Source organism: Cupriavidus sp. 2KB_3, assembly GCF_052115685.1.
In the GTDB taxonomy this organism is placed as follows: domain Bacteria; phylum Pseudomonadota; class Gammaproteobacteria; order Burkholderiales; family Burkholderiaceae; genus Cupriavidus; species Cupriavidus campinensis.
The window spans coordinates 12,476-32,608 of sequence record NZ_JBFRHD010000036.1 but is presented as its reverse complement, the minus strand read 5'-3'; the positions used below and the strand labels follow the sequence as shown (position 1 = coordinate 32,608).

Annotated in this window: 16 protein-coding genes and 1 pseudogene; 6 read left to right on the top strand and 11 right to left on the bottom strand. The window is 63.0% G+C overall.

The genetic code is table 11. The features are described 5' to 3' along the window. Together AB4120_RS27135 and AB4120_RS27130 are read right to left on the bottom strand one after the other, a co-directional pair. Positions 1-1,319: pseudogene (locus AB4120_RS27135) on the bottom strand (ISNCY family transposase); the annotation flags it as partial. A 212-nt stretch (positions 1,320-1,531) separates the two neighbouring features. Continuing rightward, a complete protein-coding gene (locus AB4120_RS27130) occupies positions 1,532-2,068 on the bottom strand; it encodes a GNAT family N-acetyltransferase (RefSeq protein ID WP_149137787.1) in 537 nt (178 codons plus the stop codon). A gap of 303 nt (positions 2,069-2,371) precedes the next feature. Between AB4120_RS27130 and AB4120_RS27125 the strand changes: the two genes are divergently transcribed. Beyond that, positions 2,372-3,700, top strand: a complete 1,329-nt coding sequence (locus tag AB4120_RS27125) for an MFS transporter (RefSeq protein WP_441643067.1) — start codon at positions 2,372-2,374, stop codon at positions 3,698-3,700. A 113-nt stretch (positions 3,701-3,813) separates the two neighbouring features. Here AB4120_RS27125 and phaZ read toward each other — a convergent pair whose 3' ends face one another. The 6 genes from phaZ to AB4120_RS27095 all read right to left on the bottom strand — a co-directional run bounded on the left by phaZ (position 3,814) and on the right by AB4120_RS27095 (position 10,507). Next, positions 3,814-4,656: a poly(3-hydroxyalkanoate) depolymerase gene (gene phaZ, locus AB4120_RS27120; RefSeq protein ID WP_441643066.1), complete on the bottom strand. Its 843-nt coding sequence runs from the start codon at positions 4,654-4,656 to the stop codon at positions 3,814-3,816. A 70-nt stretch (positions 4,657-4,726) separates the two neighbouring features. Next, positions 4,727-5,152, bottom strand: a complete 426-nt coding sequence (locus AB4120_RS27115; protein WP_441643065.1) for a phasin family protein — start codon at positions 5,150-5,152, stop codon at positions 4,727-4,729. Between the two features lie 60 nt (positions 5,153-5,212). Next, positions 5,213-6,931 (bottom strand): alpha/beta fold hydrolase, encoded by a 1,719-nt coding sequence (locus AB4120_RS27110; RefSeq protein WP_441643064.1) that lies wholly within the window; start codon positions 6,929-6,931, stop codon positions 5,213-5,215. 11 nt (positions 6,932-6,942) lie between these two features. Next, entirely contained in the window at positions 6,943-7,407 is a 465-nt protein-coding gene (locus tag AB4120_RS27105; RefSeq protein WP_149137783.1) for a MaoC family dehydratase, read from the bottom strand. 40 nt (positions 7,408-7,447) lie between these two features. Then, positions 7,448-9,241, bottom strand: coding sequence for an acyl-CoA dehydrogenase (locus AB4120_RS27100; protein ID WP_441643063.1), 1,794 nt, complete (start codon positions 9,239-9,241; stop codon positions 7,448-7,450). A 267-nt stretch (positions 9,242-9,508) separates the two neighbouring features. Further along, complete coding sequence (locus AB4120_RS27095) at positions 9,509-10,507, bottom strand: AraC family transcriptional regulator (RefSeq protein WP_149137781.1); 999 nt, start codon at positions 10,505-10,507, stop codon at positions 9,509-9,511. Between the two features lie 632 nt (positions 10,508-11,139). Between AB4120_RS27095 and AB4120_RS27090 the strand changes: the two genes are divergently transcribed. Genes AB4120_RS27090 through AB4120_RS27075 form a run of 4 tightly spaced genes read left to right on the top strand, consistent with a single transcriptional unit; the run spans position 11,140 to position 15,712 of the window. Then, entirely contained in the window at positions 11,140-11,358 is a 219-nt protein-coding gene (locus AB4120_RS27090) for a hypothetical protein (protein WP_149137780.1), read from the top strand. Positions 11,359-11,366: 8 nt separating this feature from the next. After that, positions 11,367-13,010, top strand: a complete 1,644-nt coding sequence (locus tag AB4120_RS27085) for a hypothetical protein (RefSeq protein WP_441643062.1) — start codon at positions 11,367-11,369, stop codon at positions 13,008-13,010. Position 13,011: 1 nt separating this feature from the next. Beyond that, positions 13,012-15,012 (top strand): hypothetical protein, encoded by a 2,001-nt coding sequence (locus AB4120_RS27080; RefSeq protein ID WP_441643061.1) that lies wholly within the window; start codon positions 13,012-13,014, stop codon positions 15,010-15,012. 13 nt (positions 15,013-15,025) lie between these two features. After that, positions 15,026-15,712, top strand: coding sequence for a hypothetical protein (locus AB4120_RS27075; protein ID WP_149137777.1), 687 nt, complete (start codon positions 15,026-15,028; stop codon positions 15,710-15,712). A 140-nt stretch (positions 15,713-15,852) separates the two neighbouring features. On the opposite strand, the gene AB4120_RS27070 is transcribed toward AB4120_RS27075, so the two are convergent. Together AB4120_RS27070 and AB4120_RS27065 are read right to left on the bottom strand one after the other, a co-directional pair. Continuing rightward, complete coding sequence (locus tag AB4120_RS27070; RefSeq protein ID WP_441643060.1) at positions 15,853-16,845, bottom strand: tripartite tricarboxylate transporter substrate-binding protein; 993 nt, start codon at positions 16,843-16,845, stop codon at positions 15,853-15,855. 36 nt (positions 16,846-16,881) lie between these two features. Then, positions 16,882-18,048, bottom strand: a complete 1,167-nt coding sequence (locus AB4120_RS27065) for a mandelate racemase/muconate lactonizing enzyme family protein (protein ID WP_441643059.1) — start codon at positions 18,046-18,048, stop codon at positions 16,882-16,884. A 112-nt stretch (positions 18,049-18,160) separates the two neighbouring features. Between AB4120_RS27065 and AB4120_RS27060 the strand changes: the two genes are divergently transcribed. Further along, the gene (locus AB4120_RS27060) at positions 18,161-19,093 is read left to right on the top strand and encodes a LysR family transcriptional regulator (protein WP_441643058.1); all 933 of its coding nucleotides are present in this window, start codon (positions 18,161-18,163) and stop codon (positions 19,091-19,093) included. Between the two features lie 13 nt (positions 19,094-19,106). Here AB4120_RS27060 and AB4120_RS27055 read toward each other — a convergent pair whose 3' ends face one another. Continuing rightward, complete coding sequence (locus AB4120_RS27055; protein ID WP_441643057.1) at positions 19,107-20,051, bottom strand: LysR family transcriptional regulator; 945 nt, start codon at positions 20,049-20,051, stop codon at positions 19,107-19,109. Between the last annotated feature and the right edge of the window lie 82 nt (positions 20,052-20,133).

Below are 20,133 nucleotides of genomic sequence, written 5' to 3'. Positions count from 1 at the left end.
GCGTGCTTTTTGTGCGGGGTGGGATGTTTTTTGTGGGGTGCCCGTAAGGCGGTGGCGCTGGCCGATGGCGCCTGAGCCGGGAGCAGGGTGGGACATTCCGTTCCCGCGATGGCGCGTTCCAGATCCAGCCGGTTGATCAGCCGTTGGCGCTTGACGTTCAAGGGCACCTTGGCCGGGCGCGGTGGCTCGCCCGAGAGCGTGCGCGACGGTCCCGCCTGATGCCGGCTGTCGCGCAGCGCCTGCACCCGTGCCGCGATCGCCAGCACGTGGCCCAGCCGCTTGTTCTCGACCACCGCCCCCTGGTCGATCTCCGGGAACCGGTGATACGTGGTGTAGGGCAGGGACGCGCCATCGGCCCACAGCTCGATCCGCCCGTCCGGATACTCGGCCACCTCGATGTAGCGGTGGATCAGCTGCCGGTGCTCGGGGCGGTCTTCCAGCAGGTACATGGTCTTGTCGTATTGCAGCGTCAGGCTCTGCGAGACCTTGCGCCATTCGCGCCAGCTGAAGATCCGTTCCAGRTCCTCGTCGTCGCGCAACGCCCGGTGCGCATCGAAGTCGCTGCGCGGCACCTTGCCAAAGCGCGCGTTGAAGTTCGCGATGAAGGCCGGCGCATAGGCGTTGGCGGCTTCCATGCTGGAGATCTCCCGCAGCCGCAGCTCTTTCACCAGCCGGTCCTGCAGCGTGCCGTTCATKCGYTCSACGCGGCCCTTGGCCTGGCTCGTGTTGGCGCACAGGATGTCGAYGTTCAGCTCGAACAGSGCGCGGCCAAACTGGGTATAACCGCGCTCCTCGGGCGATGGCTGCCGGTTCGAACGGAAGATGCCGGCCTTGTCCGAATAGAACGCCTGCGGCTTGCCGTGGCGCTCGACATACGCGCGCGTGGCCGTGAAGTACGCCAGCGTCGATTCGGTCGGCACGAACAGCAACTGCATCAGGCGGCCCGTGGCGTCGTCGACGTAAACCAGCAGCGTGCAGGCCGGCGCMCGGTCCTCGAACCAGGGGTGGTCGCTGCCGTCGATCTGCACCAGCTCGCCCAGGCAGGCCCGGCGGTTGCGCGGCTGGTGAATCTTGGGCGGGCGCAGCTTCCTGGGCACCCAGAAGCCGGCGTCGATCATGATCCGACGGACCGTCTGCGTCGCCAATTCGATGCCGTTGCGCTCGCGTAGCTTCTCGGCCGCCAAGGTCGGCCCGAAGTCCGCGTAGCTGTCGCGGATCAGGCCGCGCACGCGGGATTCCAGACCAGGAGGAAGCTGACGATTGCTGCTGCGTCCACGCTTGCGAGAACCCAACCCACAGGGCCCGTCCTCGCGATATCGGAGCCGTGATGGACTCGGGCATCGGCATGGCGGCCTCCGGTCTTGCGCAGACGGGAAACCGCCAGAATGCCAGCCTTGGCTAAGGGGGCGACATTTCTATTTGGCTCAGATACGACATTACTATTTAGCGCCAACATCAATCACACACATAATCTATCTTATGTTAAATAACTTGCATGCTTTGCCCCCCAACCATCCCGATCAACACCCTCTTACAGCGCAAGGGTCACCACTCGCAACGTAGTGTCGTCGGGACACGGTACGTCGGCAAATCCCAGGCGGCGAGCCAATCGCCGCATCGCGGTGTTCGATGACAAGACATAGCCTTCCATGGATTGATAACCGCGGCGGCGAGCGGTGTCGATCAGCGCGCTCAGCAGTCGGCTGGCAAGGCCAAGCCCATGCCAGTCATCGACGATCGTGACCGCAAACTCGCAAGTATCGTTGCCGGGCGCCGCGGCATAGCGCGCGCCCCCCACAATAGCCGGCCCCTTGCCTTTGGTGGCGATTGCCACCAGGGCAAGCTCGCGCTCCGCCGACGGATGCGTCGCGTGCTCAAGCATTGCTTCGGGTAGCTGTTGCATGACGGCCATGAATCTCGTGTAACGCGCGTCGGCGGAAAGTCTGTCGAACGCCGCCAGCAGGCCTGCCTTGTCGTCTTCGGCTATCTCCCGAACCAGCACCTCCCGTCCGTCGCGCAGCGACACGCTGAACGGCGCGAATGTTGTTGTGTCAGGCTTGTCTTGCATGGCAACCGTGTCGTAAGGAAAAGACGAGTTCGATGCATTCGCCCTCGTCGCATTTCATACTAAGTGACCCGGTGCAGTTCGCTGAACTCGGATTTGGACCGCCGGACACGGCATCGGGGCCCTCAGGTTTTCCCGGACTATCCCGAAAAGCAAAACGCATGTCCCGAAATGTCAAACCGTACGCATCTGATGCTAGATACTTGTTTCCGTTGCGACCGGACGATGGCAAGCGCCATGGAAGGAAGCGTCAGCGCCTCGGCTCAGGTGGCCGGGAGTCGTCAAAGTGTTCCTTCTGAGGTATTCATGCTCGAACGTTCCACATTTCCCACGCTGGCAGCAGATCCAGCCAAGCCAATCGGACTCCACTACTACTCGTGGGTGGTGTTCGCGCTGGGCTTTGGTCTGCTGCTGTCAGACTACATGTCGCGCCAGGTGCTCAATGCGGTATTTCCGCTGCTGAAGCACGAATGGGCGTTGACCGATACGGAACTCGGTGCGCTCGGCGGCATTGTTGCACTGATGGTGGGGATCCTGACATTGCCACTGTCTGTCCTCGCCGACCGCTGGGGCCGGGTCAAGAGCCTCATGCTGATGGCCGGCTTGTGGAGCCTCGCTACGCTCGGCTGTGCGGTGGCGACGAACTTCGGCGAGATGTTCATCGCCCGACTGTGCGTGGGAATCGGCGAAGCCGCCTACGGCAGCGTGGGCATTGCGATGGTGCTGTCGGTATTCCCCCGCCGCTTGCGGTCCAGCCTGAGCGCCGCGTTCATTGCCGGCGGTCCGTTCGGATCGGTGCTGGGAATGGCCCTGGGCGGCACCCTCGCCGCTCATCTCGGGTGGCGCTGGGCGTTTGCCGCGATGGCCATCTTCGGCCTGATACTCGTGGCAGTGTTTCGCTTTGTGGTGACGGAACCGCGCCTGAAGGGGCAGCGCGCGCGGATTGGTGAGGACAAGGGCGACGCGGCAGCACCCAAACGCCTGGCATTGCGGCCCCTGGTATCCGCCCTGTTCTCGGCTCCCTCAATTCTTTATACCTATGTCGGCAGCGCCATGCAGTTGCTGGTCACGGGCGCCCTGCTTGCGTGGATGCCGAGCTACCTGTCACGCTACTACGGCATGGCGACGGACCGTGCAGGCCTGACTGCCGCAGCCTTCGTGCTGGCGGCCGGCGCAGGCATGATTGCCTGCGGTGCGCTGACCGACTGGGCCGCCCGCAATGCCCCGACCCGCAAGTGGCTGATGGCCATTGCCTACAGCACCACCAGTTGCGTGCTGCTCGTGGCGGCCTTCCACACGCCGGTGGGCACGACGCAGATGGTCTTGATCTTTGCCGGCATGTTGCTGGTCGGCGGTACGGCGGGACCGGCGAGCGCCGTGGTAGCCAACCTCACGCATCCTGCCATTCACGCGACGGCTTTCGCCACGCTCACGCTCGCCAACAACCTACTGGGCCTCGCGCCCGGTCCCTTTGTGACGGGACTGATCGCCGACAGGATCGGCTTGCTTGGCGCCCTGCAGATCATGCCGCTGGCCGGCCTGTGCGCGACATTGTGTTTCGCGATCGGCCGCAGGTACTACGCCGCCGACCTGCGTCGCATCGAGAGCGAGCGAGCCTCGCAGGCACAGACCTGACCGCCCTCCCCGCACTCTCCTACGATGAGTTCCATGGGAGGGGCCGACGTGGCATCTCCATGCAAGACAATGAGAGGAAAAGGTGGCCCCCCGGAATCCGGGGGGCCACTGCGTCAGGCCTGAGGCTGACGCAGGAAACGCAGCACCACCGTTGCCGCTTCGTTGACGCGAGTCAGGAGGAATAGGTGCCCGTCCTCGAAGACGTGGAGCGCTGCATGCTGAATGCGCGAAGCGAGGATCCGGGCATTGACCAGGGGCACGATGGGATCGTCGGAGCCGTGCATGACCAGCGTGGGCTGGCCCAGCGCGCCAAGCCACAACAGGCTGCTCCATCCCCATGCCGCCAGCAACTGGTACACATAGCCGCGGCCGCGCGGCGGATGCATATGCCGGCCGTGCGCCTCCAGCAATGCGGGATCGTCGCGAAAGGCACCGCCATAGATGTCGGCGCCCACGCGCCGCAGGTAGTCCGGATCGGTATAGCGACGCGCGCCGATCATCTTCGAGAGGACCGACACACTGCCCGGCACCATGATCACGCCGGGCGACGTTGCCGCCAGCACAAGGCGCCGGCAGCGCATCGGGTAGAGATGCGCGAACTCCTGCGCGAGCGCCCCACCCCAGGAAACGCCGAGCACGTCGACCTGCCCTTCATAGCCGAGATGGCCAAGCAGTTTGTCTGCGAGCACGCACAGATTGGACAGGCGATAGGGAAGCAGCGGCGCGGGAGAACCGCCGGCGCCGGGGACATCGAAGATGATCACTTCGACACCCTCGAGCGCGTCGACGAACGGTTCAACGAGTTCGAGATTGGCGCCGATACCGTTGAACATGAGCAGCGGCGGCCCGGCATCGTTGCCGGGCCGGATACCAACCCGCAGCACCTGTCCATCCAGGTCTACGGTCTGGATTGCCATCTTGTGGCCAGATTGAACGCTGGCACCGTTTATTGTCATCAAGTCGTCCTGGAAGCATTGCCCTGAAACGGGCGGGACGGCACGACCTGGTGAGGCCGTGCCGGGGGGCTTACGGCTTGGGGCGCAGGATGCTCTTCACTTCTTCCACGTTCTCCGCGAAACGCTTGCCGACCACGGCAAAGCTGTCGGCTTGCGTCTTGTACACGGTGTCGGTCAGGCCACGCAGGCCGGTCACGGCCTTGTTCAGGCTGAGCGGCAGCAGGTCGGTCACGCGCATAGCCGAAGCCTTGGGCTCATCGCCCTGCTTCGTCGTGCCGAGCGACTGCAGATCGGCTGCGGTGCCACACAGGTACTCGGCCTGCAGACGGACCAGCGATTGCAGGCCGCTCAGCAGCGTGAGATTGACGCCGGCCAGCGCCTCGATGTCCTTGCGACGGGACTCCAGGATCGCCACCGGATCCAGGCGGTTGTGTTTGACGAAGTCAAACAGCTTCTTGTGTGGGGCGAACGCGCCCGCGGTGTTGGTCGATTCCATCTTCATGGTCTCCATTCAGGTTGCGTTGAAAAACTGGAAAATCTGCGGCATGGCCGGGCGTCAGGCTTCCATTACGTAGCGTCCGGGGGCTTCGCCGCACGGCGCGTGGCGTGCGTTGCCAGGCGCCGAGGGGGCTTTGCGCTTCGGGCCGGACCGTTGCTTCAGCCACTGGCTCCAGTGGTTCCACCACGAATCGGACGTGGCCTCGGCGCCGTCCAGCCAGGCTTGCGGGTCGGTGGTATCGTCGCCGTTCACGAAGAACTTTGCCTTCGCGTTGCCGGGCGGATTGATCAGGCTTTGAATGTGGCCGCTGGAGCTCAGAACGAATTCGGTCTGTCCGCTGAAGGCGCGTGCTGAGCGGAACACGCCCTGCCACGGGGTGATGTGGTCGGTTACGCCGGCCAACACGAACTTGTCGCAGGCGACCTTCGACAGATCAATGGGCTCGCCCAGCACCGTCAGCGCGCCCGGGGTGGCAAGCAGGTTGTCCGAGAGGATGTCGAGCAACTGGCAATGGAATCCTGCGGGCAGCCGTGTCGTGTCGTTATTCCAGTACAGGACATCAAACGCTGGCGGCGCCTTGCCAAGCAGGTAGTTGTTGACCCAGTAGTTCCACACCAGGTCATTAGGCCGCATCCATGCGAATACCCGGCCGAGTTCCTCACCGTCGAGCACGCCCCTGGCCTGGCTGCCTTGCCGCGCGGTGGTAACAGCCTCCGGCGTGGCGAACAAGCCTAGCTGAGACTGCCCGTCCAGGCTGAAGACGGACACCATCAGCGTGGCGGCATTCACCAGTTTCTCGCCACGGCTTGCGCAATAGCCCATCAGTGCCGCTATCGTCATCGCGCCGGCGCAGGCGCCATGCAGGTTCACATCGTCACTGCCAGTGATATCGCGGATGGCATGGATCGCTTCGATCAGCGCCGCCACGTAGGTGTCGAGATTCCACTCGCGCTGTGCCGCAGTCGGATTGCGCCAGCTCACCATGAACACCTGGAATTCCTGCCCCACCAGGTACTCGACGATGCTCTTGCCCGAAGCGAGGTCGAACACATAGAACTTGTTGACCTGGGGCGGCACGATAAGCTGCGGGCGGGCGTGGACTTTGGCCGTGACGGGTGTGTACTGGATCAGTTCGAGTACGTCATTGCGGAAGACCACCGCTCCCTGCGTGTTCGCCAGATCCTTTCCAACACGAAACGCGCCCTTGTCGACCTGGGAAGGCATGCCCTGATTGGTCAGGACATCGGTCAGCAGGTTGGTCATTCCGCAGAGCAGGCTGAGACCGCCTGACTCGAACGTCTCCCTGAGCGCTGCCGGGTTGCCCAGCAGCATATTGGTCGGCGCCAGCGCGTCGAAAACCAGTGATGTGAAGAACTGCGCGCGTTCCTTGCTGCGCGCATCCATGACAGAGCGGCTGACAAAGCCGGTTACGGCATCCCGCCACGCAAGGTAGCCCTGCAGCGGCATGCGGAACAGTGGGTTGTCGTGCCACTCCCGGTCCGCGAAGCGACGGTCGCGGGCTGGCGGAGCACTGGCCGTGCCGTCGAGCACGCGCAGCAGGTCATGCGCTAGTTGCGTCTGCTGTTCCAGCAGCAGTGCGGGCTCCTGAACGCATTGCGTGCCGATCTGGTGCGCGGTAGAAGCCAGATCCTCCGGGCGCAGGCCCACAAAGGGATTAGGGAGGGCGGCGATCGAGTCACCGCTGTCTGGCACGGCCGGCCGATTGGCCTTGGTTGGCTTGCCGGCCTTGCCTGTACGTTGCTTCGTCATTTCCATGGGGTCTCTCCTCAGGCCACCAGCAATGCCAGCGACTCGGCGACCAGGGCCGGCCGGGACTGGCCTTCGATCTCCATGGTGTTCTCCGTCCTCAGCATGATGCGGCCTTCACCTTTGTCCTCTGCCGCGAGCAGCTTCACACGATTGCGCACCCGGGCCCCGGCTCTCACTGGCGTCAGGAAGCGCGTTTTCTCGAGCCCGCAGTTCACGGCCGCTTTCGCGTCGACCGGGACGATACCCATGCGGGTCAGCTGGCCGCCCAACAGGGAAAGCGTGAGGAAGCCGTGCGCGACGGTGCCGCCAAACGGGCTTTCGCGCCCCGCCCGGTCCACGTCCACGTGGATCCACTGGTGGTCGTCCGTGCAGTCTGCAAATGCATCGATGCGCGCCTGATCCACCTCGACCCACTCCGATACGCCCAACTCCTGGCCGACGAACGCGCCAAGCGTCGCCATGCTGTAACCGTCGATGTTCATGCTGCTGTCCTTCAATGTTTCTGGGTCTGGGATGACTGCGTCAGAACTGCGCGTCGTTCAAGGCAAGGAATCCGTCCGTGCCGGCGACACTGGTGATCGCCGCTTCCATGGCCGGCGCGCGCACCAGGATATGGTTGGCAAAGAACTCCGCGGTGGCGATCTTGGCGCCGTAGAAGGCCTCGTCCTCGTGATGCTTATCGATGGCAACGATGAGCGCCCGCGCCATCTGCCAGCCGGTCAGCACAATGCCAGCCAGCTTCAGGTAGGCCACGCTGGCACCGAACACGGCGTTGGCATCGGTACGCGTCTTCGCGACGACGAACTCGATGACGTTTGCCAGTGCGGTGTGCGCTGCGCTCAGACGCTTGTACATTGCGCTGCATGCCGCATTGGCGCCACGCTCCGCGAGCGCGGCAAGCGTGTCATCGATCTGTGCGAGGATGGTCCGTGCGGTAGCGCCGCCGTCGCGGACAGTCTTGCGGCCAATCAAATCGTTGGCCTGGATGGCGGTGGTGCCTTCGTAGATCGGCAGGATGCGCGCATCGCGGTAGTGTTGCGCCGCACCCGTTTCCTCGATAAAGCCCATGCCGCCGTGCACCTGCACGCCTAGGCTGGTGACCTCCAGCGACATCTCCGTGCTCCATCCCTTGATGACGGGCACGAGGTATTCGTAGACCGCGGCGTACTGCGCGCGCGTCTCGGCATCGGCAGCGGCATGCGCGATGTCCGAGTAGCCCGCCGCCACCAGCGCGAGCGCCCGCGCGCCTTCGGTCAGCGCCCGCATTTCGGTCAGCATGCGGCGAACGTCGGGGTGCCGGATGATCGGGACGGGTTCCTTTGCCGTGCCGTCCACCGGGCGGCTCTGCACGCGATCTTTCGCGTAGGCGACGGCCTGCTGGTATGCGCGATCCGAGATCGCGATGCCCTGCACGCCCACGCCAAAGCGCGCCGCATTCATCATGACGAACATGTACTCCAGGCCGCGGTTCTCTTCCCCGATCAGGTAGCCGGTGGCGCCGCCGTGATCGCCAAACTGAAGCACGGCGGTCGGGCTGGCCTTGATGCCGAGCTTGTGCTCGATCGACACGCACTGGACATCGTTGCGCGCCCCCAGCGTGCCGTCATCGTTGACGAGGAACTTCGGCACCAGGAACAGCGAGATGCCCTTCACGCCGTCGGGCGCATCCGGCGTGCGTGCCAGCACCAGATGCACGATGTTCTCGGCCATGTCGTGCTCGCCGTAGGTGATGAAGATCTTGGTGCCCGATACCTTGTAGGAGCCATCCGCCTGACGCACGGCGCGCGAGCGGACCAGCGCGAGGTCGGAGCCGGCCTGCGGCTCTGTGAGGTTCATCGTCCCGGTCCATTCGCCTGCGATCAGGCGCGGCAGATAGCGCTGCTGCAATTCGTCGGAGCCCGCCGTGAGCAGTGCCTCGATGGTGCCGTCGGTCAGCAGCGGACACAGCGCGAAGGACATGTTCGCCGCGTTCATCATCTCGATGCATGGCGTGGCGACCAGCTTGGGCAATCCCTGCCCGCCGAATTCGGTCGGATGGACGACGCCTTGCCAGCCGCCTTCGCCGAACTGGCGAAACGCCTCCTTGAAGCCGGCCGTGGTCCGCACTTCGCCATCGTGCCAGCTGCTCGGGGCCTTGTCCCCTGCCACGTTCAGCGGCGCCAGTACCTCGCCGTGGAATTTCGCGGCCTCGTCGAGAACCGCCTCAACCGTTTCCGGGGTGGCGTCTTCGAAACCGGGAAGCGTGGCAATCTTTGGCAGTCCGGCCAGATCCCGGATGACAAACAGCATGTCCTTGGTGGGTGCGGTATAGCTCATCTCTTGCCTCTTTATCTTGAGATGCAGCGCCCGCGGCTCGGTAGCCTGCTGCGCTGCGACATTAACGGAGTGATCGTAATGTCGGGCAGCGCAAAGCCGATTACCCGAACTGGCCCATTCGCTGACAAATCGTGCCGCTTTCAGCCTCGAACAGGCGCATGCACCCGGCAGACGGCTTGAGCGCCGCCTGAAGTGGCAGGATTTGTCAGTCGACGGCCAGGATTGACAGGCCGCACCGATCGACGCCGGCTGGCGGCAATCACCGGATCAGAGTGGGCGACGGTAGGCGTTGGGGGTGCTACCCGTCCAGTGCCGGAACGCCCGATGGAAGGCGGTGGGATTGTCGAAGCCCACGTCGTAGGCAATCGCGGCAATGGGATCTTCGGAGCGCGTCAGGCGCTGGATGGCAAGATCGCGCCGCACCTCGTCCTTGATGGCCTGGAACGTCGTGCCTTCGGCCGACAGGCGCCGGCACAAGGTGCGCACGGAGTGGTGAAGTGCCTGCGCGACAGCGTCGATGGTCGGCGACGCGGGCAGGCATTCGGCAAGGTGCTGGCGCACGCGGTGGCAGGTCAACTGCTCGGCGAAGGCGACGAATATCCAGTCTTCGGGCGCGCGCGCAAGAAATTTTTCGAGGTCCGGCTTGCGTTGCCTGACAGGCAAGTCAAGGTAGGCCGCATCGAAACTGATCTGCGTGCGTGCGCAGTCAAAGCGGACCGGGCCTGGAAACAGATAGAGATGATCGCTGCTCTGCGGCGGGAGCGGAAAGGCGAACTCGGCACCATTGAGCAGGATTCTATGGCGGATGAGCCACGAGGCCATGCCATGCACCAGCTTCAGCATCAGTTCGCAGCCCAGGACGCTCACGCCCGGGCCATCCGGGTTCGCCACCAGTTCGACATACCCCTCCCCAGCCTCACGCCGTAACGTCAGACGAAACTCATCAAGGATCAGGTGGAAGAACTGGCCAAAGCGATGCAGGGCAACCTCCAGCCTTGGCGCGTCGAGCAGGCTGAGACCCAGGAACTTCAGCACGCCATTGCGCAGCGGACGGCTGAAGATGCCAGGCATTTCATCGTCAAGCTCCATTGCCAGCAGCCGATAGAGCGTGGCGAACTGTTCCTGGGTGACCCGCGCGGCGGGCTCTTGCAGAAGTTCATGCGCAATCCCCGAACGCTCGGCAAGCCGCGCGATAGCAGCAGGATCCGCCCCGGACAGGAAGCCGTTGACGACGGATATAGGGACGGTAGCGGACAGGCCTGTCAAGTGAGGGGGCAGGCAGTGAATGCCGGTCTGGGATGATGACGCTACATTCTGGCACAGCCGTGGTGCCTTGGTAACGTGATATGGCTGCAAGGCCGCGTGGGGCAGCGAGCGTCGATGCGGTGGAAATGGACGCACCACCCAGGCACAGGTCGGTGATCGCACGGTTTGCGGCGATCCCGGATCATCGGCTAGTGACAACGAACCGATCAGGTGCTTCGTGGCTTCCGCTTGCCCCTGATCACCGCCGTTCTCCACCTCAAATCGGAACGCGCAAGTTATGCGTGCGCTGGATTTATGAGATGCCCTGCTGAAGGACGACTCGGCAGATTTCGTGAGTTCTGCGCCCCACTCTCGTAGGGCAGCTTTTACATCGCATAAATCACACGGAGGCCGTATTATTGCCGCAGCACTCCTGTGGTGCCTCAGGTGGGCCGCCCACGCGGAAAAACCAGAAAAAGAATCGGAATTGGTTGTGAAAGTATTCAGGTCGTCCGACGCTCGCTCGCGCGCGTGCTGCAGTACCGCGCTACGCTATTCTTCATCGCCGCATTTTAGCGACGCCTCCTCGCAATACGCCCCGCACGACGGGATCCAGCCCCAGCGCACACCGCGCATCCACTAAAGAGATCGTCATGAAGTTCTCAGAACAGCCAGTGTCACTGGCTGCGGCGGCGCTCGTTCTTGTGCTGGCCGCTTGCGGTAACGAAAAGGCCGCCGATGCCCCAACAGTGCCTGAAGCGCCTGCCCCTGCCATATCCGTCAAGGCCGGCGATGCCGCAGTGGAGACCAGCAACACCGGCACCGTAGTGCGGGCCGGCGACGTCTCCGTATCGATCTCCAACTCAAAGTAATTCCCATCATGACCCCATTTCGCAAGACGTTGTTCGCCATGGCGACGGCAGCCGTGCTAGCCGCGCCCGCCGTACAGGCCATGGATATCGAAGCACGCGGGGTAGGCAGCGCCCGGATCACCGACGATCTGGCATCTGTACGTACGTCTGCACTACGACAGGCCAAGCGCAATGCTGTGCTGGCCGCGCTGGACAAGGTTGTTGGTGCCGGCACCAGCAAGAATCCCGACGTACAGGCAAAGCTCGACGACCTCGTCGTTCAGGTGGGAGAGGAATCGTTTTACAGCCCCGTCCCGAGCTCGTTGGATGGTCAATACCAGGTGAGCATCACGCTGCGGATGGATGACAAGGCGCTGCGGACCGAGATCAGCGACCTGGGCCTGGCTCTCAACACCACCACTACGCGCAGCCAGCCGATCCTGGTGATGATGGATGAGTTCTTCACCACGCCGACGAATCTGCGCGCGCCGCTGGAGGAGTTGACGGAGTTCCGTCACGAGGAAGGCAGCAGCTACAACGAGAAGGAAGCCGCTTCGAGTTCGAAGAAGTCGGCCTATGCCGCGAGTAGCAATTCCGCTTACGCGTCGAAGGAACAGGCGGCGTTCGTCGTGAAGGAAAGCGCAGCCGGTCGCGTAAGCGCGGCGCGCGACACCCAGGTAGCCGGCGCCACCCGTGACGGCTATGGCGGCCAGGCCGCCGTAGCCGGCCGTGACAGTGCTCGCTACGACGCGGCCAGTGCCAGCAGCCGCCAGGCGGCCGGCGCGGCCTCGCGTCAGGTTGCGGCGGCCAGTAGCAGCAACGTGGCAGCAGCTTCTTCTTCGCAGTCGGCGTACTCGCACAACGTCAGTGCCGAGGACCACAACAATACGTACTTCCGCAAACTGGTCAAGTACCAGCCGCAGAACACCGGCCCGGACAAGAAGAACTACACCTACAACGAGCTGAAGGGCCAACTCGGCGACCTCGACATCAAGGTCATCGACAACGCCCTCTTCAAGAGCAAGTATTTCGGTAATCGCGCCATCACGCTCGACCAACTCGAGAACGGCGCGGAACTCGCCAAGTACACGGAATTCGCCCGCCAGGAAGCCACCGCGGATTACCTGATGATCGGTTCCTCGGTTATCTATGACGTGGGCGTGGACCGGAACTCCGGCCAGCCCGCGTGCACGGGCGTGGCTAGCACCAAGACCTTCTCCACTAAGACCGGCGAAGATATTGGCTCCGCTACTCAGTCCGAGGCCGCCGTTGGCATTTCGTCTGACGATTGCCGCGCGAAGCTTGCCGGCAAGCTGGCCGCTAGCTTAGGGAACCAGGTTGGCAAACGAATCCAGGACTTCGCGAAGCGCCGCACCATGTACGGTGCCGAATACGTTATCCGCCTTACCGGGGGCAGTCTCTCGCTAATGAACCGCACTGCGTTCAATCAGGCGCTCAAGAATGTGCCTGGCCTCGACAAGGCCACGCAACGCCAGGCCGGTACGGACAAGCTGGAGGTTGTTGCCACCTATCGCGGCGCCGATCCGCTAGACCAGGCCGTGGCCATGGCGCTGGGCAGCAACCCGATATTCGCGGGACTCGACTCGATGGTGGACGGGAATATCGTCACGCTGTGCATGAACGGTTGCGCCAAGGCCAAGGCGGCACGCTGACATGCGCAAGTCTCTTCTGACAGTGGCCGCCGCTGCGCTAACGCTTGGCGGCGGGAACGCAACCGGCGCCGAAGTCGGTTTGTATGTGGTGCCCGGCATCTTCTTTGACGACGCGGGAGCCGGAGGTGCAAGCAGCAAGGTGGATCCTGCCTTCCGACCGGCGCTTGACATCAAGCAGAGCGTCGCGCAATTGCAGGACCGTGCAAAGGCGCATTTCAACACGCTGACGCCGACCATCGACAGCAAGAACCGCCTGCGCACGCTGGCGCTGTCGGTCCAGGTGACGCGTGCGTCGCGCTATCAGATTGACAAGTCGGATGGCACCACCGATATCTATCTGCCGGTGACGCTGAGCCTGTACCTCAGCAATCCGATGACGGGCGAGGTGCTCCAGTCGTTCAGCCAGACCCGATATGACGTCATGACTGTCTCGCGGACGCTTGGCAAGGCCGCCATTGACACCAGAGTAGCCGGCGCCTACCGCAACGGTTTCGCGGCGCTGCTGGAGTCGATGCTGGCGTCTGCCGCCCGCCAGTTCAACCCCTATGTCGTGGAGACACGCGTCGCCGATACCTGGCGGGGCTTCGTGATCCTCGACAAGGGCTATCGCGCCGGCATTGGCAAGGGCGACGTCATGAACGACGGCGCAAGCGAAATCCGCGTGGAACATGCCGGCGCCGACTATGCGGTGGCGGTACCCGTACTCGGCACGCCGAAAGATGGTGCGGTGTTCAGCCGAGCTGGAACGATGGCGCTTTCAGAGGTTAAGAAGCCGCGCGTGCTGGCTCTCGTCAGCGACGGTAACGATGACCTGTCCGACGCGGTCAGCACGCAGCTCTTCACGGACAAGCTCGGCAGTGGCGCGCCCTTCGCCACGCTGCCCCTGAATGGCAACTTCAGCCAGGTGCAGGCGTCGATCGACAGCAACACCAGTATCGGCCACGAGGTGAGCGGCAAACGCGCCCTGCCCGACTACTTCATCCGTATGGTGGTGCCACCGGCGCGCCAGTATGCGCTGCCCACCAACCTGGCCTACAAGACGCTGCAAAGCTATCAGGCATGGGCGTTTGCGGAATTGCTGTCGCGTGACGGGCGCGTGCTCTACGCCGCCGATGTGACGCAACGTATCGACGATACCGTCACCGACAAGGCCGGGTTCAACGCGGCCGACCGCCGTGAGGTGGTGCTCAAGAATGCCCTGAATGACCTGGCGGACCGTTTCAGCAAGGAAGTCCGCATCCAGCCACTGACGTTGAAAATCGTCGCCGCCGCCGGGGACAGCTTCCAGATCGACGACGCAGCCGGCGCCCTGCAGACAGGCGATACCGTCCGCGTCTATCACGGCATCGGCAAGCCTGGCCCGCTGACCGAGGAAGCGTTGGTTCCGATCTGGGAAGCGACCGTCGTGAGCCGCGACGGCGCCCGAGTGACTGCCTCGCCCGTATTACCTATCGCAGGCAAACCGCCTCATCCGGAGTCCGGCGACGTTGTTCTGGCCGACAGCGTGGGCGGCACGGCGAGCGGCGGACAGCGCGTGGCCTACTGCCCGGCAGAAAAAAGCCAGGTTGGCACTGTCTCACTCGATCGCTTCAATCTACTCGCCTACGCCGGCGCAGCGTCGGCCAAAGTCGTCATGATCAACCCCGCACTCGCCGATCTGGTGAAGGGACGCGTCGGTGGGCAGTCCGGCTTCGCCCGCGATCTCGCGCTACGGGCTGGCACCTATGACCGCTGCATCGAGGCGCTGTACCGCATCGATCCTCGCGACCGCAAATGCGAGGACGGGCTCTGCGCGCAAGGCTACAACATTCGGCTGGCCTATCGGCAGCGCGCCGGCGGCAGCGTCGTGAGCCAGGCCATCCTCGAACACGGATTCGTCTCGAATGGATACCCGGCGGCGGCCGACGCTGCGAGCGTAACCGCCCTGCAAGCCATGGATCTCGACCGCGACACGCGGACGAGCCTCGATGGCGTCATGAAGCAATTGTTGAATCCCAACTGAAGGAAACACCATCGTGAAGAAGACTTCCGTAGCACTGGCCATCGTCGTCGGCAGCACCCTGTTCTTGTCCGCACCAGCCGCCATCGCATTCGGCCTAGGCAATATCACGTCCGCGATCCCTGGCGTCGGCGGCGCTTCCGCGTCGGCCGTTTCCGCTGGCGACATCGACGCCTTCATCCAGACCGCCAACGACGCCAACCAGATGATCGGTACGTCGTCCGCGCACATCTTCAAGGCGCTGGCCAGTAAGGAAGAAATTGCCGCCCTTGAGGCGCGCCTGGCAACAGCCAACGCCATCGCCGATCCAGCAGAAAAGGCCGCCGAGATCAGCAAGATCAAGAGCGATGAAGCGACTGCAGTGCAAAAGGCGCTGGCCAGCAAGGAAGGCGAAACCAAGCTGAGCGCCATGAACAAGGCGCAGATGGCATCGTTCGGCAACGCCGCCTTTACCTTCATGCTGGGCGTTCTGAAAGACAAGCAGCTGGCCGAAGGCAGCACCGCTTTGGTGTCAGGCGTGGCGTCGAACCCGACGCTGGTCACGCGTTTGGGCGCGCTGAAAGACGTGGCCTCGTCGGTAAGCTCGCAGGTCGCCAACACGGCCAAGATCGGTGAAGGCCTCGTTAAGCTGGCCAAGGCGGGCAAGATTGCCGCACTCCCGACGTCGGCCTCTGAGAAGCCGAAGAAGGTCGACGAAATCTGAAGATCCAGTCGATTTCGATCGCCGGACTTCGAACGCACGCGCCCTGCGGCGGCTGCATGGCAGCGACCGCAGGGCGATCATTGATGTTCGGTAACCGGAGGTGGCGCAGGCATTGCGCCAACGGTAGCGCCGTCGCCGCCTCACTCCGGCTGGATTCCTGCGTCCTTGATAACCTTCGTCCACCGGACAACCTCGTCATCGAAGAACTTCTTGTGGCCTGCAGGAGAGAGGCGATCATCGGATATGACGGTGATGCCCAGCGCCTCCTCGCGCTTGATCAGGCTGGGATCCTTCAGTGCTGCGCGAAGCGCCTTGTTGATTTTATCGAGCACGGCTTGCGGCGTAGCCTGAGGGGCATATACGCCATGCCATACCGTGAAGTTGAAGCCGGGAAGCCCCGCCTCGATGAGCGTCGGGATTCCTGACAGCGCCGGCACCGCAGAGCGCTGCGCGCTGGTGACAGCGTAAGCCTTGACCTTCCTGGCCTCGATCTGCGGGGTGCTGTTGGTTGCCTGTTCGCACATGAGGTCGACTTGGCCTCCCATGATGTCGGACATCGCCGGTGCGGTTCCCTTGTAGGGGACGAACGTCATGTCGCTCTTGAGCATGTTCTGCAGCAGCAAGCTGCAGAGATGCGAAGCCGACCCCACCCCGGCATTCGCGAGATTCAGCTTGCTACCGCTGGCGCTGATGAGCTCTCGGAGCTCGGCGAAATTATTCGGCGTCAGAGCCGTTTTTCCGATGAGCGTCGACGGCGCCTCGTTGATGAGGCCAACGAAGGCCAGATCCGATGTCTTGTATCCGAGCTTCTTGTAAAGTGCGGGTGCGGTGGCCAGCCCGATATGATGGACGAGCAGCGTATAGCCGTCAGGCGCGGCGCGAGCCACACGTGCCGTGCCGATGGTGCCGCCCGCGCCCGCCGTGTTTTCGACGACGACGGTAGTGCCGAGCGTCTTGCGCAACGATTCGGCAACGTCGCGGGCAATCTTGTCGCTCGGGCCACCAGCCACGAACGGGACAACCAGGGTGACAGGCTTTTCTGGATACTCGGCGTTGGCGTGACCCGCACCGATAATCAAGCCACTGACAAGGCAAAGGGTTGCGGCCCGTCCGGCCGCTTGTCTGATCCACATGGTTGTCTCCGTTTGTGTATTTTTGATGTCTGCCGGTTAGTTCGACAGTTGCTGCATCACGCTGTACAGGTCCGACTTGCCCTCGAAGCCGATACCCGGCAGGTCCGGCATCGTGAGGTAGCCTTTCTCCACCTTGACCCCGTCGGGGAAGCCACCGAACGGCTGGAAGAGATCGGGATAGCTTTCGTTGCCACCCAGGCCGAGGCCGGCCGCGATGTTCAGCGACATCTGATGGCCGCCGTGCGGAATGCAGCGGCGCGCCGACCAGCCGTGCTCCTTGAGCATGTCCAGCGTGCGGAGGTACTCCACCAGGCCGTAGCTCAGCGCGCAGTCGAACTGCAGCCAGTCTCGGTCAGGACGCATGCCGCCATAGCGGATGAGATTGCGAGCATCCTGCATTGAGAACAGATCCTCTCCGGTCGCCATCGGCTTGTCGTAGTAGTTGCGCAGCATGGCCTGCAGCTCGAAGTCGAGCGGGTCGCCCGGCTCTTCGTACCAGAAGAGGTCGTATTGCGAGAGCGCCTTCGCATACTGGATCGCCGTATCGAGGTCGAACCGACCATTGGCATCGACCGCCAGCTTCTGCCCGTCCTGCAACACGCTCAGAATGGAGTCGATACGACGCAGGTCCTCGTCGAGCGATGCGCCACCAATCTTCTTCTTGACCACTGTATAGCCGCGGTCGATGTAGCTGCGCATCTCGTCCTTCAGCTTGCCGTGATCCTGGCCCGGATAGTAGTAGCCACCCGCCGCGTAGACGAACACCTTGCGGTCCGCCTGGCCATTGCCGTATCGGTCAGCCAGCAGTTGGAACAGCGGCTTGCCCTCGATCTTGGCCACGGCATCCCAGATCGCCATGTCGATCGTGCCGATAGCCACAGACCGCTCGCCGTGGCCGCCGGGCTTCTCGTTCTTGAACATGGTGTCCCACACCTTGTGCGGGTTCAGGTTGTTTCCGGTGCTGTCGACGAGCGATTCCGGGTCTGCTTCCATGATGCGGGGGATGAAGCGCTCGCGCATCAGGGTGCCCTGTCCATAGCGACCGTTGGAATTGAAGCCGTAACCCACCACCGGCTTCCCGTCGCGGATCACGTCGGTGATCACGGCGACCAGGCTGAGGGTCATCTTGCTGAAGTCGATGTAGGCGTTGCGGATGGGCGAGCTGATTGGGAAGGTCTTCTCGCGGATTTCTACGATTCTCACAATGTGTCTCCTGATACACAGAACGCTCACGCCCATCGGCGTGGTAGTGCGTAGCATAGGTGCGGAAGACTGTTCTAGAATTGAATCAAAATCACAACATTATTAAATCAGAGTGAAAACTGACCTCGCCACGGAACTTGAGTTCTTCGTCCTCGTCGCCAAGCTGGGCACCCTCTCCGGCGCCGCGCGCGAACTCGACCTGACGCCTCCCGCCGCCACCAAGCGCCTTGCGCAAATGGAGAGCCGTTTGGGTGTGCGCCTCGTCAACAGGACCACGCGAAGCATCAGCCTCACGACGGAAGGCGAGACGTATCTCTCTTACGCGACGAGAATTCTGGCTGATCTTCAGGAGATGGAGAATGTCGTCTCCAGCAGTGGGTCGGAGCCGCGCGGATTACTGCGCGTGAACGCGACGCTCGGCTTCGGTCGAACGACGATAGCGCCTCTCGTTTCTGAATTCGCCAAGCGGTACACGCACGTTGAAGTCCAACTGGAAGTGACAGACCGGCCGGTCGACCTGGTCGATAGCGGGATCGACCTGGCAATCCGGTTCGGCGCCCTTCCCGACCGCCGGCTCTCTGCACGCCGCATCATGTCGAACCGGAGGTTTATCTGTGCATCGCCGGGATACATCGAGCGGTTCGGCACCCCCAAGACCCTCTCCGATCTGATGCACCATCGCTGCATCATCCATCGTCAGAATGACAGTGCCTACGGCGTTTGGCGCTTTGAACATGATGACCGTCACGAGACCGTCAAGGTCGAGGGCGCGCTATCCAGCAACGATGGAGACATTGTTTTGGGATGGGCTCTCGACGGCCACGGTATATTGATCCGCTCCGAATGGGATCTGGCCAAGTATGTGGAGAGTGGCCGGCTGAAAATTCTGCTGCCAGAGTACAAGCTGCCATCCGCTGACCTGTTCGTGTACTACTCGCAGCGGCGAAACCAGACGGCACGAGCGCGCGCCTTCATCGATTTCCTTACCGAGAAGCTCAAGGCGACCGGCATAAAGAAGAAGCCTAAGGCAGACCGTGCCAGTTGAGCCGCCATCCTTCCTATCTACCCCCCATCGTTTTCTTCGCCTCCCGCCGCAGGATCGAGACGAACTTCAGTAGCGTCTCATCCTGGCCGCCACGTCTCCACACCACGCCGACGGGGCCGAAGGAACCCACGTCGGTCAGGGGCAGGCGTCGTACCAGCGAGCGGGCCACGAGGTGCCGGGCCATCGCGCCCGAACAGACGCCCAGGTAATGACTGGCATGGAGAATGGATTCGAGAACCATGACCGACCCCGTCTCCAACGCCGGCACGATTCCGGCGCCGCCCCGCTCCAGCAGCGTGTTGTCCAGCCGCACGCGCATCAGCGTATCGCGCGGCGGCATGGCCCATGGATAGGCATAGAGGTCCGTCCAGTCAATCTGCGTGGCGCCCGACAGCGGATGGTCGGGCCCGACCAGGATCGCAATATCGTCTTCGAACAGCACTTCGTGTTCGAGCGTGGGCCCATAGGCGCGTGCGTCGATCGAGCCTACGATCAGGTCAAATTCGCGCTCTTCGAGCTGGCTCAGCAGCCGATTGAAGACGCCTTCCGAGACCTGAAACGCCACGTTGCCTTCATCCTTCTGGAAAGCGAGGATGGCACGCGGCAACAGGTGGGCAATGCCCGCCGTCACACTGCCGATATGCAGCCGCGACACCTCGCCTCGTTCGAGCGATACGAGTTCGTCATTCGTCCGGCTGACTTCACCAAGCACACGCAACGCCAGCTTGCGCACGGCTTCGCCCGCCGGCGTCAACCGCATCTGCTTGCCCCGTAGCACGAGCCGGGCGCCGACCAGCTCCTCCATCTCGCTGAGCCAGTGCGAGACGGCTGACTGGGTCATGTGGAGCCTGTCGGCAGCCAGCGTCAGCGTGCCCGCCTCAATCAGAACGAGGAACGACTCCAGATGGCGCATGCGCAACCGCCGGGCCCACGCTACAGCGTCTTGCGGTGATTGCATGAGTATTTCCTCATAGTATGTTCGTAAGTTTTCATTGGCGATGCCGGCGCAGTCGCGGCAATAATGCGGTAGCAGCGGCCGC